The 16,059-nt window shown below is 74.7% G+C and carries 11 protein-coding genes; 7 read left to right on the top strand and 4 right to left on the bottom strand.

What is annotated here, in order from left to right; translation table 11 throughout:
* The first annotated feature begins 149 nt into the window (after positions 1–149).
* Positions 150–1,040 carry a LysR substrate-binding domain-containing protein gene (locus tag L332_RS23625; RefSeq protein WP_021010774.1) on the top strand — a complete coding sequence of 297 codons (891 nt, stop codon included), beginning with the start codon at positions 150–152 and terminating at the stop codon, positions 1,038–1,040.
* A gap of 9 nt (positions 1,041–1,049) precedes the next feature.
* Here the strand turns inward: L332_RS23625 and L332_RS23630 are convergent, their stop codons facing one another.
* Complete coding sequence (locus L332_RS23630; RefSeq protein WP_021010775.1) at positions 1,050–2,279, bottom strand: MFS transporter; 1,230 nt, start codon at positions 2,277–2,279, stop codon at positions 1,050–1,052.
* A 35-nt stretch (positions 2,280–2,314) separates the two neighbouring features.
* Between L332_RS23630 and L332_RS23635 the strand changes: the two genes are divergently transcribed.
* The 5 genes from L332_RS23635 (at position 2,315) to L332_RS23655 (ending at position 8,452) form a co-directional block, all read left to right on the top strand.
* A complete protein-coding gene (locus L332_RS23635) occupies positions 2,315–2,614 on the top strand; it encodes a DivIVA domain-containing protein (protein WP_021010776.1) in 300 nt (99 codons plus the stop codon).
* 20 nt (positions 2,615–2,634) lie between these two features.
* Positions 2,635–2,934, top strand: a complete 300-nt coding sequence (locus L332_RS23640) for a hypothetical protein (RefSeq protein WP_021010777.1) — start codon at positions 2,635–2,637, stop codon at positions 2,932–2,934.
* A 27-nt stretch (positions 2,935–2,961) separates the two neighbouring features.
* Positions 2,962–3,813: a formyltetrahydrofolate deformylase gene (purU, locus tag L332_RS23645; protein WP_021010778.1), complete on the top strand. Its 852-nt coding sequence runs from the start codon at positions 2,962–2,964 to the stop codon at positions 3,811–3,813.
* Between the two features lie 126 nt (positions 3,814–3,939).
* Positions 3,940–7,224, top strand: a complete 3,285-nt coding sequence (locus L332_RS29490; protein WP_021010779.1) for an ExeM/NucH family extracellular endonuclease — start codon at positions 3,940–3,942, stop codon at positions 7,222–7,224.
* A 94-nt stretch (positions 7,225–7,318) separates the two neighbouring features.
* On the top strand, positions 7,319–8,452 hold the full coding sequence (locus L332_RS23655; protein ID WP_021010780.1) for an N-acetylglucosamine-6-phosphate deacetylase: 1,134 nt from the start codon (positions 7,319–7,321) through the stop codon (positions 8,450–8,452).
* Between the two features lie 5 nt (positions 8,453–8,457).
* On the opposite strand, the gene L332_RS23660 is transcribed toward L332_RS23655, so the two are convergent.
* On the bottom strand, positions 8,458–11,850 hold the full coding sequence (locus L332_RS23660) for an error-prone DNA polymerase (protein ID WP_021010781.1): 3,393 nt from the start codon (positions 11,848–11,850) through the stop codon (positions 8,458–8,460).
* 141 nt (positions 11,851–11,991) lie between these two features.
* On the opposite strand from L332_RS23660, the gene L332_RS23665 reads away from it, so the two are divergent.
* Entirely contained in the window at positions 11,992–12,765 is a 774-nt protein-coding gene (locus tag L332_RS23665; protein WP_021010782.1) for a TVP38/TMEM64 family protein, read from the top strand.
* A 13-nt stretch (positions 12,766–12,778) separates the two neighbouring features.
* On the opposite strand, the gene L332_RS23670 is transcribed toward L332_RS23665, so the two are convergent.
* Together L332_RS23670 and L332_RS30590 are read right to left on the bottom strand one after the other, a co-directional pair.
* Entirely contained in the window at positions 12,779–14,326 is a 1,548-nt protein-coding gene (locus L332_RS23670) for a DNA polymerase Y family protein (protein ID WP_021010783.1), read from the bottom strand.
* Positions 14,327–14,447: 121 nt separating this feature from the next.
* On the bottom strand, positions 14,448–16,059 hold a 1,612-nt coding region (locus L332_RS30590), incomplete at its 5' end, for a hypothetical protein (protein WP_052588686.1).

Consider the following 16,059-nt stretch of genomic DNA (forward strand, 5'->3'; position numbering starts at 1 on the left):
GCTGCCCTCCTCCTGCCGTCGTGCGGCTCGCGTCGTCGTCTGCGTGCGATGGCACGCCGGGGCCAGTATGCGCTCGCGCAACCGTCGCGTACAGTGACGGTTCGCGATGGATATTCGTCGTGATTCGCGATGCTTCTCGGGAGGGCCGAATGCTCGACGTCCGACGTTTGCGGCTGCTGCGGGAGCTGCGCCTGCGCGGCACGATCGCCGCGGTCGCGACCGCGCTCGCCTACGCGCCGAGCGCCGTCTCGCAGCAGCTCTCCGCGCTCGAGCGCGAGGTCGGCGTGCCGCTCACGCGCAAGCAGGGCAGGCGCCTCGCGCTCACCGCGCAGGGCGAGCTCCTCGCCGAGCACGCCGAGGGCATCCTCACCGGTCTCGAGGCGGCCGAGCGCGCCGTCGCCGCGTCGCTCGGGCGGCCGGTCGGCACCGTGCGCATCGCCGTGTTCCAGTCGGCAGCGCTCGGGCTCGTGCCCCACATGCTGCGGATCCTCGCCGACGAGGCGCCCGAGGTGCGGGTCGAGATGGTGCAGCGCGAGCCCGAGACGGCGCTCTACGACACCTTCGTCGGCGACTTCGACCTCGTGGTCGCCGAGCAGTACCCGGGGCACGCCGCGCCGCAGCACGCGGGCCTCGACCGGCAGCTGCTCACGACCGACGCGCTGCGGCTCGCGGTGCCGCCCGACTCGCGCATCGAGCGGCTCGCCGACGCCGCCGCGCACGCGTGGGTCATGGAGCCCGTCGGCGCCGCGTCGCGGCACTTCGGCGAGCAGCAGTGCCGGGTCGCGGGCTTCGAGCCCGACGTGCGCTTCGCGACCGCCGACCTGCAGGCGCAGATGCGGCTCATCGAGACGGGCCACGCGGTCGGCATCGTGAACGACCTCACGTGGGTCGGCACGGAGGTCGGCTTCCGCATCGTCGAGCTGCCGGGCGCACCCCGGCGCGAGGTCTTCACCGCCGCGCGCGCCGCCTCGGAGGACGACCCGGCGATCGCGGCCGTGCGCGCCGCGCTCGCGGCCGCGGTGCCCGCCGACCTGCGCTGACGCGCCCCGTCAGCGCAGCCGCGCGAGGTCGCGCCGGTGCAGCGCGACGTCGCTCGAGACGAGCACGAGCGCGATCCCGAGCCCGACGAGCAGCGCCCAGGGCAGCGCGCCGACGCCGAGCGACTCGAGCACGAACGCGCCGAGCAGCGCGCCCGCGCCGATGCCGACGTTGAAGCCCGTCGTGTACCACGCGGTCGCCTGCTGCAGCATCCGCTCGGGCGTCGCCTGCAGCTGCCGCGTCTGCAGCAGCGCCGGCAGCGCGCCGAGCGAGAACGCCCACAGCATCACCGCCGCGACCGTCAGCACGACGTGCTGCGAGAGCCCGAGCGCGAGCATCGCCGCGATGCCGGCGACGAGCATCGCGAGCGTCGCCGCGGTCGGCCGCTTGCCGAGCCACAGCGCGATCGCGAGCACCGCCGCGATGCCGACGACGCCGTAGCCGAACAGCGCGCCCGAGAGCCACGACTCCGGCACGCCCGCGTGATCGACGAGGAACGGCGAGACGTACGTGTAGAGCGCGTAGTGGCCGAGCATGACGACGGTCGTCGAGAGGATCGCGAGCGCGACGCCGCGCACGCTCTTGCCCGGCTCGGGATCGGGCAGCGCGATCGAGCCCGTCGAGGTCGTGGCGCGGTCGCGCAAGTGGTCGACGGGCGGCAGCAGCCGCCACACGGCCACCGCGACCGCGAGGCACACGGCGCCGAAGAGCGCGAACGACCAGCGCCAGCCGATGAGCTGGCCGAGCAGCGTCGCGAGCGGCAGCCCGAGCACGTAGGCGAACGAGCCTCCCGCCGAGGTGATCGCGACGGCGCGCGCGAGCTGGTGGGGCTTGACGAGGTAGGCGGCATAGGCGCCCACGACCGTCCAGAAGACGCCGTGCACGATGCCGCCCACGACGCGGAAGGCGACCGACCACGCGTAGTCGGGCGCGAGCGCGGAGCCGAAGCAGCTGAGCCCGAACACCACGAGCACCGTGATGACGAGCAGGTGACGGGGGATGCGTCGGGTCAGGCGGACGAGCGTCGTGGACGACGCGACGACGGTGAAGGCGAAGATCGTCACGAGCAGGCCGATCGCGCCCTCGCCCACGCCGAGCTCGCGGCTCATGGGCAGCAGCAGGCCCATCGGGAGCATCTCGACCGAGATGTTCGTGAAGACGGCGAGCGCGAGCACCGCGAGCGCGGCGGTCGGGAAGCGGTCTGCGGCCTCTCCTGCCCGGGTCGTCGACTGCTCGCTCACGACCGGCAAGCCTATGCCGCCGATAGCATCGGGCCGTGCTCACCGCCGACGACGTCATCTCCGCGCGCTTCGCGACGACCCGCTTCGGCCCCGGCTACGACATGGACGCGGTCGACGACTTCCTCGACCGCGTCGCGCGCACGCTGCGCGCCTACGCCGAGCACGACGGCGACGGCATCGAGCTGCTCGCCGCGGACATACCGGCGCAGCGATTCTCGGTCACGACGTTCCGCGAGGGCTACGCGCAGCTCGAGGTCGACGACTTCCTCGACCGCGCCGAGACGGCGCTCCGCGCGCTCGAGGCCGCGGCGCTCCGCGGGCCGGCGGGCGCGTAGCGCGCCCCTACGCTTGCCGTGTGCTGACCACCGAGGCGATCACCGCCCTGCCCCTGCACTCCGCGAGCGCGTGGCAGCCGGGCTACCCCGCGCCCGCCGTCGACGCGTGGCGAGCGCGCGTGCTCGCCTTCGCCGCGGCGCCCGAGTCCGCCGACGGGGAGGCCGCGCTCGCGGACGTGATCGCCGGCGCCGTGTCGCTGCCCTCCACGATCGCGCTGAGCGGCGCGCGCTACCGCACCGCCGACGTCGACGCGCTGCTCGACCTCGTGGCCGGGGCGCTGCCCGAGCCCGAGTGGCCGGAGGGCTCGCGGCCGGAGTGAGGCGTGATCGCTCGTAGGATCGAGCGGATGAGCGCCAACCACTGGATCCTGTCGATCGTCTGCGACGACCGCCCCGGCATCGTCCATGCCATCACGGGCGCGATCGTGGCGTGCGGCGGCAACATCACCGAGTCGCAGCAGTTCTCCTCCGCCGACACCGACCGCTTCTTCATGCGCCTGCAGGTCGAGGCTGAGGCCGAGCGCGGCGACTTCGAGGAGCGGCTCGCGCCGGTCGTCGAGCGCTACGGCATGCAGTGGCAGCTCGACGACGTCGCGCGGCCGCTCAAGACGCTCGTGCTCGTCTCGAAGGCCGCGCACTGCCTCAACGACATGCTCTTCCGCCAGCGGGCCGGGCAGCTCTCGGTCGACATCCCGCTCGTGATGTCGAACCACCCCGACCTCGCGGGACTCGCGGCGTTCTACGGCGTGCCCTTCGAGCACGCGCCGGTCGTCGACGCCGACTCGAAGGCGGCGTTCGAGCGACGGATGCTCGAGGTCGTCGAGCGCGAGGGCGTCGAGCTCGTCGTGCTCGCCCGCTACATGCAGATCCTCTCCCCCGAGCTGTGCGCGGCGCTCGAGGGCCGGCTCATCAACATCCACCACTCCTTCCTGCCAGGCTTCAAGGGCGCGAACCCCTACCGGCAGGCGCACGCGCGGGGCGTGAAGCTCATCGGCGCGACCGCCCACTTCGTCACGAGCGACCTCGACGAGGGCCCGATCATCGAGCAGAACGTCGAGCGCGTCGACCACACGCAGAGCCCGGCGCAGCTCGTCGCGATCGGCCAGGACGTCGAGTCGCGCACCCTCTCGCGCGCCGTGCAGTGGTTCGCCGAGGACCGCGTGCTGCTCGACGGGCAGCGCACCATCATCTTCCGCTGACGCGTCCGGCACCGCCCGCGGACGCGCCCCGAGCGGCGTGTCACCGGCTGTTCACCGGAAAGCGGTGCGCTTGTCGTCGGCTGCGGCTAGGTTCAGGAGCACCCTGCACCTCAACGGAGTGGATCTATGCGCGCACGCACGATGCTCGGCACTGGAACAGTCGCCGCGCTGGCCCTCACGGGCCTGGTCGCCTCCCCGGCAGTCGCCGCGGAGCACCCAGTCATCAACGAGTTCTCGGCCGACGTCAACGGGACCGACACGAACGCCGAGTTCGTCGAGGTCCACGCGGCACCCGGCTCCGACCTGAGCGATCACATGATCGTGATCGTCGAGGGCGACTCGAACAGCAACCAGGGCAAGGTCATCCGGGCCGACGCTGCGCCCGCGGTCGACGCGAGCGGCTTCGGCGTGCTGCGCTACGCGACCAACGGCATCCAGAACGGCTCTGCCTCGATCCTGCTCGTGCAGGGCACCGCGACCGGCGGCCAGGTCGTCGACGCCGACAAGGACGGCGCGATCGACGAGGGCGTCGGCTTCACCGTCGTCGACGCGGTCGGCGTCCGCGACGCCGACGCGGGCGACCTCGCGTGGGGCACGATCCTCGACCAGGGCTTCGACGGCCGCTCGGCCACCGTCGGCGGCGCGAGCCGCGTGCCCGACGGCACCGACACCGGCAGCGCGAGCGACTGGGTGCGCAACGCCTTCAACGGCGCCGGGATCGCGGGCTTCGAGGGCGCGACCCCCGAGCCCGGCCAGGCGTGGAACAGCCCGGGCGTCGCGAACCGCGTCGTCGAGGTGCAGGAGCCGCCCGCCGACATCACGTGCGAGTCGGATGCGGTGACGATCGGCTCCGTGCAGGGCTCGGGCGACACGACGCCCGTCGCCGGCCAGGTGGTGACCGTGCGCGGCACGGTCGTCGGCGACTGGCAGGAGGGCGGCTTCAACGGCTTCCACCTGCAGGACGCCGGTGACGGCGACGCCGCCACGAGCGACGCCGTCTTCGTCTACGCGCCCGGCGCCGACGCCGTCGCGGAGGGCGACCTCCTGACCGTCACCGGCACCGCCGGCGAGTTCCAGGGCCAGACGCAGCTGACGAACCCGTCGATCCTCGACTGCGGCGCCGGCACGGTGCCGGCGGCCGTCGAGCTCGAGCTGCCGATCGCCGACGAGGAGCGCTTCGAGGGCATGCTCGTCACGCTCCCGCAGGAGCTCTCGATCCTCGAGTACTTCAACTTCGGCCGCTACGGCGAGGTCGTGCTCGGCACCGACCGCCAGATGCAGCCGGCCGCGGTCGCGGCGCCCGGCTCCGCCGAGGCCGCCGCCGTGCGCACCGCGAACGCCGAGCAGCGCATCACGGTCGACGACGGCCGCTCGGTGCAGAACGCCGACCCGGCGATCCACCCCGGCAACCTCGCGGAGTTCACGCTCGAGAACGACTTCCGCGGCGGCGACACGATCGAGGGCCTCACGGGCGTGCTGGAGTTCCGCAACTCCACGTGGAAGCTGCAGCCCACCGAGCCCGGCACCTACACCGCGGTGAACGAGCGCCCTGCGGCGCCCGAGATCGAGGGCGCCTCGCTCGAGGTCGCCTCGTTCAACGTGCTGAACTACTTCACGACGCTCAACGACCGCGGTGCCGTCACGGCCGAGGAGTTCGAGCGCCAGGAGGCGAAGATCGTCGCCGCGATCGACGAGCTCGACTCCGCGATCGTCGGCCTGCTCGAGATCGAGAACAACGACGGGGTCGCGCTCGAGACGCTCGTCGCGGCGCTCAACGAGATCGCGGGCCCGAACGAGGACGGCACCGAGCGCTGGGCCGGCATCGACACCGGCACGCTCGGCACCGACGCCATCACGACGGCGCTCATCTACCAGCCCGCGCTCGTCGCACCGGCGGGCGCCTTCGCGGCGCTCGACGAGTCGATCGACCCGCGCTTCGACACCGCCTACAACCGGCCCGCGCTCGCGCAGTCGTTCCGCGACCTCGAGACCGACCGCATCCTCACCGTCGCGGTCAACCACCTCAAGTCGAAGGGCTCGGCCTGCCCGGGCGATGAGGGCACGCCCGAGCAGGGCAACTGCAACGACGTGCGCACCGCGGCCGCCGCGGCGCTCGCCGACTGGCTCGAGGGCGACCCGACCGGGCAGGGCGCCGAGGGCTCCCTCATCATCGGCGACCTGAACGCCTACGACCACGAGGACCCGATCACGACGCTCGAGGCGGCCGGCTACACCGACCTGCTCGAGGAGTTCCAGGGCGAGGAGGCGTACACGTACGTCTTCGACGGCCAGCTCGGCTACCTCGACTACGGCCTCGCCGACGCCGGGCTCATGCCCTTCGTCGCCGGTGCCGCCGCGTGGCACGCCAACGCCGACGAGGTGAGCCTCATCGACTACTCGATGGCGTTCAAGCAGCCGGCGCAGGACGCGCTCTTCGCGCCCGACCCCTACCGCGCGAGCGACCACGACGCCGTCGTGATCGGCCTCGCGTGGGAGGCGCTGCCGCCCGTCGAGGCGACCGTCGTCGACTACGCGGGCGACGACCGCTACGAGACGAACGCGCTCGTGTCGGCAGACACGTTCGAGCCGGGCACGGATGTCGTGCTCGCCTCGGGCCAGATCTTCGCCGACGCGCTCGCGGCGGGCCCGGCAGCCGCGCGAGCGGGCGAGAGCCTGCTGCTCACGCCCGGCGGCCGGCTGCTCGACGTGACCGCCGAAGAGCTCGAGCGCCTGCAGCCCGAGCGCGTCACGGTGCTCGGCGGCCCCTCGTCGGTGTCGTCGGGCGTCGTGCGGAGCGTGCTCGACATCGTGCCCGGCGCGACCGTCGAGCGCATCGCCGGCGCCGACCGCTACGAGACGGCGGCGCTCGTCGCCGAGCGGTACTTCGGCACCGCCGAGCACGCGTTCATCGCGAGCGGCCAGCTCTTCGCCGACGCCGTCTCGGCGAGCGGCACGGCCTCGGCGATCGGCGACGTGCCGGTGCTGCTGACGCCGCAGGCGTCGGCGAGCCCGTACACGACCGCCGCGCTCGAGTCGCTCGAGGTCGATTCGGCGACCGTGCTCGGCGCGCGTGCCTCGGTGAGCGACGCCGCGGTCGTCGCCTACCGCGCGGTCACGGCGGTCGAGCGCTTCGCGGGCTCCGACCGCTACGCCACGAACGCCATGCTCGTCGAGCGCTTCATCGCGGGCGGTGACGACCAGGCGATCGCGATGGCGACCGGGTTCAACTTCCCCGACGCCCTCTCCGCCTCGATGGTCGCGGGCGCGCACGACGCCCCGGTGCTGCTCGCCGCTCGCTCGTGCGTGACGCTCGACGTCGCGGAGCGCATCGGCGAGCTCGATCCGACGACGGTCTACAACGTGGGCGGCCTGCCCTCGCTGTCGCCGGAGGCGTGGCGCACCGACTGCTGAGCCGCCGCACCCCAGCGGCTGACGACGGGGCCCGCGCTGAGCCGACCGGCTCGGCGCGGGCCCTCGGCGTTCCCGCGCCCCCTACGCTGGCGGAGTGAGCGAGTCGAAGGTGCTGATGCGGGCCGGTCGGGCCCTGCTCGAGGGCGTGCTGGTGCCGGATGCGTGGCTCGAGTTCGAGGGCGGCGTCATCACCGCCGTGGGGCAGGGAGCGCCGCCGCGCGCGGCCGACATCGACCTGCCGCGCGCGACGCTCGCGCCCGGCTTCGTCGACCTCCACTGCCACGGCGCGGTCGGCTCGGCCTTCGACGACGACGCGCCCGACTGGGATGCCGTGCTCGGCTTCCACGCCGCGCACGGCACGACGCGGCAGGCCGTCTCACTCGTCACCGCGCCGCTCGACGCGCTCGTCCCGCGCGTCCGTGCCGCAGCGGCGCGCGCGGCCGCCGATCCGGCGGTGCTCGGCGTGCACCTCGAGGGGCCGTTCCTCGCCGACAGCCACCGCGGCGCCCACGACCCCGCGGCGCTCGCGGCGCCGACCGCCGACGCGGTCGACCGGCTGCTCGAGGCGGGCGACGGGCACGTGCTGCAGGTGACGATCGCGCCGGAGCTCCCGGGCGCGCTCGAGGCGATCGCGCGCTTCTCGGCCGCGGGCGTGCGCGTCGCCGTCGGCCACACGGGCGCCGACGCCGCGACCGCGCGCGCGGCGTTCCACGCGGGCGCCACGCTCCTCACCCACGCGTGCAACGGCATGCCGCCCATGCACCACCGCTCCCCCGGTCCGCTCGCCGCCGCGCTGCTCGACGAGCGCGTGACGCTCGAGGCGATCGCCGACGGCGAGCACGTCGCGGCCGAGATGCTCGGCCTGCTCGCGCGCTCGGCGCCCGGCCGGCTCGCGCTCATCACCGATGCGATGGCCGCCGCGGGCATGCCCGACGGCGCCTACCGGATCGGCAGCCTCGACGTGCGTGTCGAGGACGGCCTCCCGCGGCTCGCCGAGGGCGGCTCGATCGCGGGCTCGACGCTCACGCTCGACCGCGCCGTGCGCGTGCTCGTCGAGGCGGGCGCGCCGCTCGAGGCGGCGCTCGACGCGGCGTCGAGGGCTCCGGCGGACGCGATCGGCCGGGCCGACCTCGGCCGCATCGAGGTCGGCGCGACGGCCGACCTCGTCGCGCTCGACGAGCGGCTCGAGGTCGCCGGCACCTGGCGCGCGGGCGAGCCCGTCGCCTGACGGCGTCAGGAGAAGTCGCGCGAACCGGGGCTCGGCACCTCGAAGCGGTCGAGCCGGTCGGCGAGCACCGCGATGACGCCCTCGGGCGTGCGCTGCAGCATGCCGCGCACGATGAGCGCGGGCGAGTGCCGCGCGACCTGCCGCGAGTGCGCCCACAGCCCCTTCGAGATGATGACGTTGAGCATCCCCGTCTCGTCCTCGAGGTTCATGAAGGTCACGCCCTGCGCCGTGCTCGGCCGCTGCCGGTGCGTGACGATGCCCGCCGTCTGCACGCGCCGGCCGGGCTCGGCGTCGGCGAGCCGCGCGATCGGGAGCACGCCGCGCGCGTCGAGCATCGCCCGCGCGTGCCGCACGGGGTGGTCGTCGGTCGCGACGCCCGTCGACCAGATGTCGAGCGCCACCTGCTCGGAGGCCGAGAGCATCGGCAGCAGCGGCGGCTGGATGACGAGCTGCGAGCCCTCGAGCTGATCCTCCCGCTCGGTCGAGGCGGGGCCCGCGAGCCACAGCCCCTCGCGGCGGCTGACGCCGAGCGCGTCGAGCGCGCCGGCGGTCGCGAGCGCCTCGAGCTCGCCGCGGTCGAGGTCGGCGCGGCGCGCGAGGTCGTGGATGTCGCGCAGCGGCGCGGCCTCGCGCGCCGCGACGATGCGCTCGGCCGCCGCCTCGCCGACGCCCGCGACGCTCGCGAGCCCCATCCGCACCGCGAAGCCCGCGTCGCGGCGATGCCGGTCGCGCATCGCGAGCGACTCCGAGGCCACCGGCGGCACGGGCGGCTGCTCGCGCTCGAGGCACGCATCGAGGCCGGGCCGGCGCTCGCCGTGCCGCTCGAGGCCCGCGACGGCGCCCGAGCGCACCACGCACGGGCGCAGCGTCTCGACCCCGTGCCGCAGCGCATCCTTCACGAGCGTCTGCGGCGACCAGAACCCCATCGGCTGGCTGCGCAGCAGGCCTGCGAGGAACGCCGCCGGGTAGTGCAGCTTGAGCCACGACGAGGCGTAGACGAGCTTGCCGAACGCGAGCGAGTGCGACTCGGCGAAGCCGAAGCCCGCGAACGCCTCGATCTTGCGGTAGATCGACTCGGCCGTCGCGTCGTCGACGCCGTTGGCGGCCATGCCGGCGAAGAGCTTCGCCTTGAGCGCCTCGATGCGCTCGCGCGAGCGCTTCGAGCCGATCGCGCGCCGCAGCTGGTCGGCCTCGGCGGCGTCGAAGCCGCCGACCGCGACCGACATCTGCATGAGCTGCTCCTGGAACAGCGGCACCCCGAGCGTGCGCTCGAGCACGGGGATGAGCAGCTCGTGCGGGTAGCTGATCGGCTCGGCGCCCGTGCGGCGGCGGATGTAGGGGTGCACCGCGCCGCCCTGGATCGGGCCGGGGCGGATGAGCGCGATCTCGATCACGAGGTCGTAGAAGCAGCGCGGCTTGAGGCGCGGGAGGGTCGCCATCTGCGCGCGCGACTCGACCTGGAACACGCCCACCGCATCCGCTTCGCACAGCATGTCGTAGACGCCCGCCTCCTCGGCGGGGATCGACGCGATCGACCACGCCTCGCCGAGGTGGTCGCGCGCGAGCTCGAGCGTGTGCGAGATGGCGCCGAGCATGCCGAGGCCCAGCAGGTCGAACTTCACGAGGCCCATCCACTCGCAGTCGTCCTTGTCCCACTGCAGCACCGTGCGGCCCGGCATGCGCGCGGGCTCGATCGGGCACACCGAGCCGACCGGCTCGTCGGTGAGCACCATGCCGCCCGAGTGGATGCCGAGGTGGCGCGGCGCGTGCAGGAACTCGGCCGCGAGCAGCGCGACGTCCTCGGGCATCCCGTCGACGTCGGGCTTGGAGTACGACTCGACCGACTTCGACCACGCGTTCTGCTGGCCGACGGCGTAGCCGAGCGCCTTCGCCGCGTCGCGCACCGCCGACTTCGGCCGGTAGGTGATGACGTTCGCGACCTGCGCGGCGTTGCGGCGGCCGTAGCGCTCGTAGACGTGCTGGATGACCTCCTCGCGCCGGCCCGCGTCGAAGTCGATGTCGATGTCGGGCTCCTCCTCGCGCATCATCGAGATGAAGCGCTCGAACGGCAGCTTGTAGCGGATCGGGTCGACAGCGGTGATGCCGAGGATGAAGCACACCGCGCTCGCGACCGCGCTGCCGCGGCCCTGGCAGAGGATGCCCTGCCGGTGCGCGAAGTCGGCGATCTCGAAGACGATGAGGAAGTAGCCGGCGAAGCCCTTGTGCTCGATGAGGCCGAGCTCGTGCTCGAGCCGCGCCGCGACCTCCGGGCTCGGGCGGCCGGCGCCGTCGACGTCGTAGACGCGCGGCAGCCGCTCGGCGACGAGCGCGCGCAGCCAGCTCATCGGCGAGTGGCCGTCGGGCACCGGCACGCGGGGCAGGCGAGGGGATGCGGCGCGCAGGTCGAAGGCGAGCTCGCGACCGAGGGCGGCGGCCGTGTCGATCGCGCCCGGGAAGCGGCGGAAGCGGCGGGCCATGACGTCGCCCGCGCGGAGCGACGGGACGCCGCCCGCGGGCAGCCACGCGTCGAGCTCGTCGATCGAGCGGCGCGCGCGCACCGCCGCGACCGCATCGCCGAGCCGCTGCTGCGCGGGGCTCGCGATGTGCGCGTTCGTCGTCGCGATCACCGGCATGCCGCGCGCCTCGCCGAGCGCGGCGAGCGCGCGGTTGCGCTCGAAGTCGCGCGGGTCGCCGATGTCGCTCAGCTCCACCACGACGCGGTCCCGGCCGAAGAGCGACGCGAGCCGGTCGAGCTCGCGGCCCGCCGCATCCGTCCCCTCCGGGTCGGCGTCGCCGAGCGCCTGCCGCACGGCGCCCTTGCGGCAGCCCGAGAGGATCATCCACTCGCCGCCCGCAGTCTCGGCGAGCCGCTCGAGCTCGAAGACGGGCCTGCCCTTCTCGCCCGGCGCGCCCTTCGCGTCGGTCGCGAGGTAGCCGTCGGTGAGCGCGGTCGCGAGCGCCGTGTAGCCGGCCGGGCCGGTCGCGAGCGCGACGAGGTGGCTGCCGCCCGGGTCGGGCACGCCGTTCTGCGGCTCGTCGAGGCCGATCGAGAACTCGGTGCCGAAGACGGTCGGCAGCTCGGCCTCGGCGGCCGCCTCGGCGAAGCGCACCGCGCCGTAGAGCCCGTCGTGGTCGACGAGCGCGAGCGCCTCGAGGCCGAGCCGGCGCGCCTCGGTGACGAGCTCGGCAGGGCTCGCGGCGCCGTCGAGGAACGAGTAGTGCGAGTGCGCGTGCAGCTCGGCGTAGGGCGTGACGGCGCCGGGCTGCGGCACGCGCACGCGGCGGCGCCGCGCCTCGTCGAGGTCGCGCGCGTGCGGCGTGCGGCCAGCGCTGACGTCGCGGTCGGAGAGGATGCCCTCGAGCTCGCGCCACGGCATCGCCGGGTTGTTCCAGCCCATCGGCTCGCCTCCTTCCCGCGTGTCGTCGAGGCGTCGACCTCGTTCGAACGTACATTCGAATGCTACCCGTCCCCGCCCACGAGCGCCACGGGCCGCTCGCGATGCGGCGGGCTCTCGGCAGCGCGACCGTAGGCTGGCTCCGTGTCAACCCCCCGTACCTCCGGTCGCGCCGGAGCCGACCGCGCCGACGACGATCGGCACGGCGCGGATGCCGCGCGCCGCGGGTCGCGCCGGGGCACCGCGCTGCGCGTCGCCGGGCTCGCCGTCGTCGTCGTCGCGCTCATCTGGGTCGCGGCGACGGTGCGCCTGCCCGAGCTCGACGACCTCCGCGAGCGCATCGAGGGCTTCGGCTGGTGGAGCTGGCTCGTCTTCGTCGCCGCCTACGCCGTCGTGGCGCTCACGCCCATCCCGGTGACGATCATGGCGCTGCTGGGCGGGCTGCTGTTCGGCGTCGTCGCGGGCAGCCTGCTCTCGGTCGTCGGCGCCGTCATCGGCAGCGTGGGCGCCTACTGGATCGCCCGCGCGATCGGGCGCACGACCGTCATGCGCCTGCTCGGCCGGCACGCGCGGAAGCTCGAGGATCGGCTCGACGAGAGCAGCGGCTTCGCGGCCGTCTTCACCCTGCGAGTCATGCCGGGCATGCCCTACTGGCCCGTCAACTACGGCGCCGGCGCGCTCGGGGTGCCGAGCCGCGTGTTCTCGATCGCCTCGCTCGTCGCATCCGTGCCCGGGCAGGTCTCGCTCGTCTCGATCGGCGCCTTCATCGCCGCGCCGTCGTTCTGGTCGGGCGCGGTCGTCGTCATCGCGTGGGGCGTGGTGCTCGGCTTCACGATCTGGGCGTGGCGCTCGTGGCGCGGCAAGGCCGAGCACTCGCTGCCGGGCGAGCCGGATCCCTCCGACACCTCCGCTGGGTGAGCCGCGCGCGCCGTCAGGCGTAGCGCCCCTCCGCGAGCCACGACCCGTCGGCATGCAGCAGCACCCACGCTTCCCCCTCGCCGTCGAGGATCTGCACGCGGTGCACGACGTCGCCGAGCTCGCGGCGGCGGATGGGCCACGGCCCCGCCCACGCGACTACGCGACGGCGGGCGGATGCGGGAGGCGAGAAGGCGGCGGGGCTCCCCTGCCGCTCGTCGAGGGCGGTGGCATCGACCGATTCGCCCGCCGCGTCGAGCAGCCGCACGGGCAGCGGCGGCCGGAAGACGACCGCGGGCCGCGGCGGCGGCAGGGCGCCCGGCCACGGACCCGCGGCCTGCGGCGCGGGCGCGTCGCCCCATGGCGTGAGCACGCCGCGCTCGGCGAGCAGCCGCCCGCCGCCGGGCCGCGCGGTGAGCACCGCCTCGCGGCCGAGCATGCCCTGCAGCCGCTCGAGCGCATGCTTCGTGCGGTCGTCGATGTCGCCGCCGCCCCACAGCCCCGGCATGTGCTCGACGTCGGCGTCGAGCCGCTCGGGCAGCGCCTGCACCTCGACGAGCGCCGAACCGAGATCGCTCTCGCCCAGCTGCCACCGCATCCGGTCGACGATGTCGCCCGCGCGCAGGAAGCCCGGCTGCCGCCAGAGCCGCTCGCTCACGCGGCCCTCCTCGCCGCGCATGACGATGCGGATCTCGCTGCACACGAGCCGCTGCTCGGCGAGCTGCCGCACGAAGCGCTCGACCGGCTCGCGCACCGCGAGCGCGAGCTCGTGCACGCCCTCGATGCCCGGCTCGAACGCGAGCCGCAGCACGCGCTCCTCGCCGAGCCCGCTGTCGTCGACGCGCCGGTCGTCGAGGCCGCGCGCCCTCGCGAGCGCCACGAGCCCGGCCTCGCCGAAGCGGTCGCGCACGCTCGCGTCGGGCAGCTGCGAGAAGCCGCCGAGGGTGTGCACGCCGAGCCGGTGCAGCATGCTCGGCAGCTCGTCGTCGCCGAGCACCCCGACGGGCAGGCTGCTGAGGAACTCGCGACTGCGGCCCGGCGGCACGATCGTCTCGCCGCCGGTGCCCGCGGCGAGCTCCGCCGAGAAGCGGTCGTCGGCGACCCCGAAGGCGGCCGTCAGCCCGAGCGGGGCGAGCGCACCGCGCACGGCCTCGATCGCGCGCGACTCGGAGCCGTAGAACCGGCTCGCCCCGCGCATCCGGAACGCGAGCGCCCCGTCGCCGATCGGCTGCGCCGTCGGCACGACCGCGAGCACCGCGCGCACGACGCGCTCGAAGGCGAGCGCCTCCCCCACCGGGTCGGCGGGCGCGAGCGCGAGCATGGGCGACGCGCCCTGGGCGTCGCGCACCCGCATCCCCACTCGCACGCCGTCGGCGCGGGCCTCGGCGTCGCACGCGACGACGCGCAGCGCGTGCACGATCGCGCCGGGCGATCCCTGCTCGCCGCCCGCGGGCAACGCGCCCGTCTGGCGCGCGACGACGACCGACCAGTCGGGCACCTTGAGCACGCCGATGCGGCCGCCGCGCACTCGCGCCCCGGCCTGGCTCATCGTCTCGATCGTCACACCTCATGATCGAACACACGTTCGATCACCGTCAAGCGGATGCGGTGTGTCGCGAGCGCCGACGGGTGCGGGCATGCAGGGGCGCGGGACGCGACTCGCGCGCCCCGCACCCCTGCTCCATTCAGCCCACCGTGCTCGAGCGGCGGCGCAGCAGCAGGAGCGCACCGGCCGCCAGCAGCGCGAGCGCCGGGAGCAGCAGCTCGCCAGCGCCGCCGCCCGTGCGAGGCAGCATCGCGGTCGAGGCGGCCGCGGTCGCATCCGTCACCACCGGCAGGGCACGATCCGTCTTGGCGTCGTCCGCCGGCTCATCGCCCGGGACCTCGCCCTTGTCGATCGGAGCGGGCTCGCCGGGCTGACCGGGCTCGCCGGGCTGACCGGGCTGACCGGGCTCGCCGGGCTGACCGGGCTCGCCGGGCTGACCGGGCTGGCCAGGCTCACCGGGCTGGCCGGGCTGACCAGGCTCGCCGGGCTGCCCGGGCTCGCCAGGCTGACCGGGCTCGCCGGGCTCACCGGGCTCACCGGGCTGCGCCGGGGTCGCCTCGGTGCAGCCGGGCGACACCACCCCGAGCAGCGAGAGGGCGACGCACACGTCGGCATCGATGAGCGGCGGGTTCGACGTGCCGTCGGAGTCCGAGCCGCCCGTCGCGCAGCCGGCAGGGACGGTGCCGAGCAGACCGAGGCCGAGGCACACGTCCGCGTCGATGAGCGACGGCTGCTCCGGGCGATCCGAGCCCTCACCGGCACCCGGCGTCGCCGCCGGAGCGCAGGAACCCGAGGCCGAGCCCAGCACGCCGAGGTCCAGGCAGACGTCCGCGTCGATCAGCGACGGCTGCTCCGGGCGATCCGAGCCCTCGCCGGCACCCGGCGTCGCCGCCGGCGCGCACGAACCCGTCGTCGAGCCCAGCACGCCCAGGTCGAGGCACACATCCGCGTCGATGAGCGACGGCGATCCCGCCTGCTCGCCCTCGCCCTCGCCAGCGCCCGGCGTCACCGCCGGAGCGCACGAGCCCGAGCTCGAGCCGAGCAGCGCCACGTCGGCGCAGACATCCGCGTCGATGAGCGACGGCGAGGTCGGCTGCTCCGACTCCTCGCCCGCACCCGGCGCCGGCGCCGGCGCGCACGCGCCCGAACCGGCGCCGAGCACCGCGACATCGGCGCAGAGATCGGCGTCGATGAGCGTCGGCTCCGTCGGCTGCGCGACACCGGGACCGGCACCGGGCGCGGGGGCCAGGCCGCACGAGGCCGGCTTCGCGCCCAGCACCGCCACGTCGACGCACGCATCCGCGTCGATCAGCGTCGGCTGGTGCGGCCGATCGGCCTCCTCGCCGACGCTCGGCGCCGGCGAGGGAGCCGGCGCGTCGCACGTCGGCGACGTCCCGTCGCGCGAGACGACGACGCACGCATCCGCATCGACGCCGACGAGCTCACCGACGTCCGCGACGACATCCGCGTCGACGACGACATCGGCGCCCTCGGGCACCGCATCGCCGAGCACGTCGCCGACGATGCCGCCGAGGTCGACGACCGCGTCCACATCCGCATCCGCCACTGCCGCGGCGCCGCCCTGCGTGCCATCGCCGAGGTCGACGATCGCGTCTGCATCCGCCACCACCTCGGGAGCGGTGTCGCCGAGGTCGACGACCGCGTCCGCGTCGACGACCGCCTCGGCACCGCCCAGCAGTCCGTCAGCCAGTCCTGCCGTCACGCCGCCGACATCGACGACCGCGTCGGCG

This window comes from Agrococcus pavilionensis RW1 (assembly GCF_000400485.1).
Lineage (GTDB): Bacteria > Actinomycetota > Actinomycetes > Actinomycetales > Microbacteriaceae > Agrococcus > Agrococcus pavilionensis.

Bases quoted from the DNA above. Each gene is read 5' to 3' on its own strand.
- L332_RS23660 (WP_021010781.1), bottom strand. From the start codon at position 11,850: ATGGGCTGGAACAACCCGGCGATGCCGTGGCGCGAGCTCGAGGGCATC.
- L332_RS23625 (WP_021010774.1), top strand. From the start codon at position 150: ATGCTCGACGTCCGACGTTTGCGGCTGCTGCGGGAGCTGCGCCTGCGC.
- purU (WP_021010778.1), top strand. From the start codon at position 2,962: ATGAGCGCCAACCACTGGATCCTGTCGATCGTCTGCGACGACCGCCCC.
- L332_RS29490 (WP_021010779.1), top strand. From the start codon at position 3,940: ATGCGCGCACGCACGATGCTCGGCACTGGAACAGTCGCCGCGCTGGCC.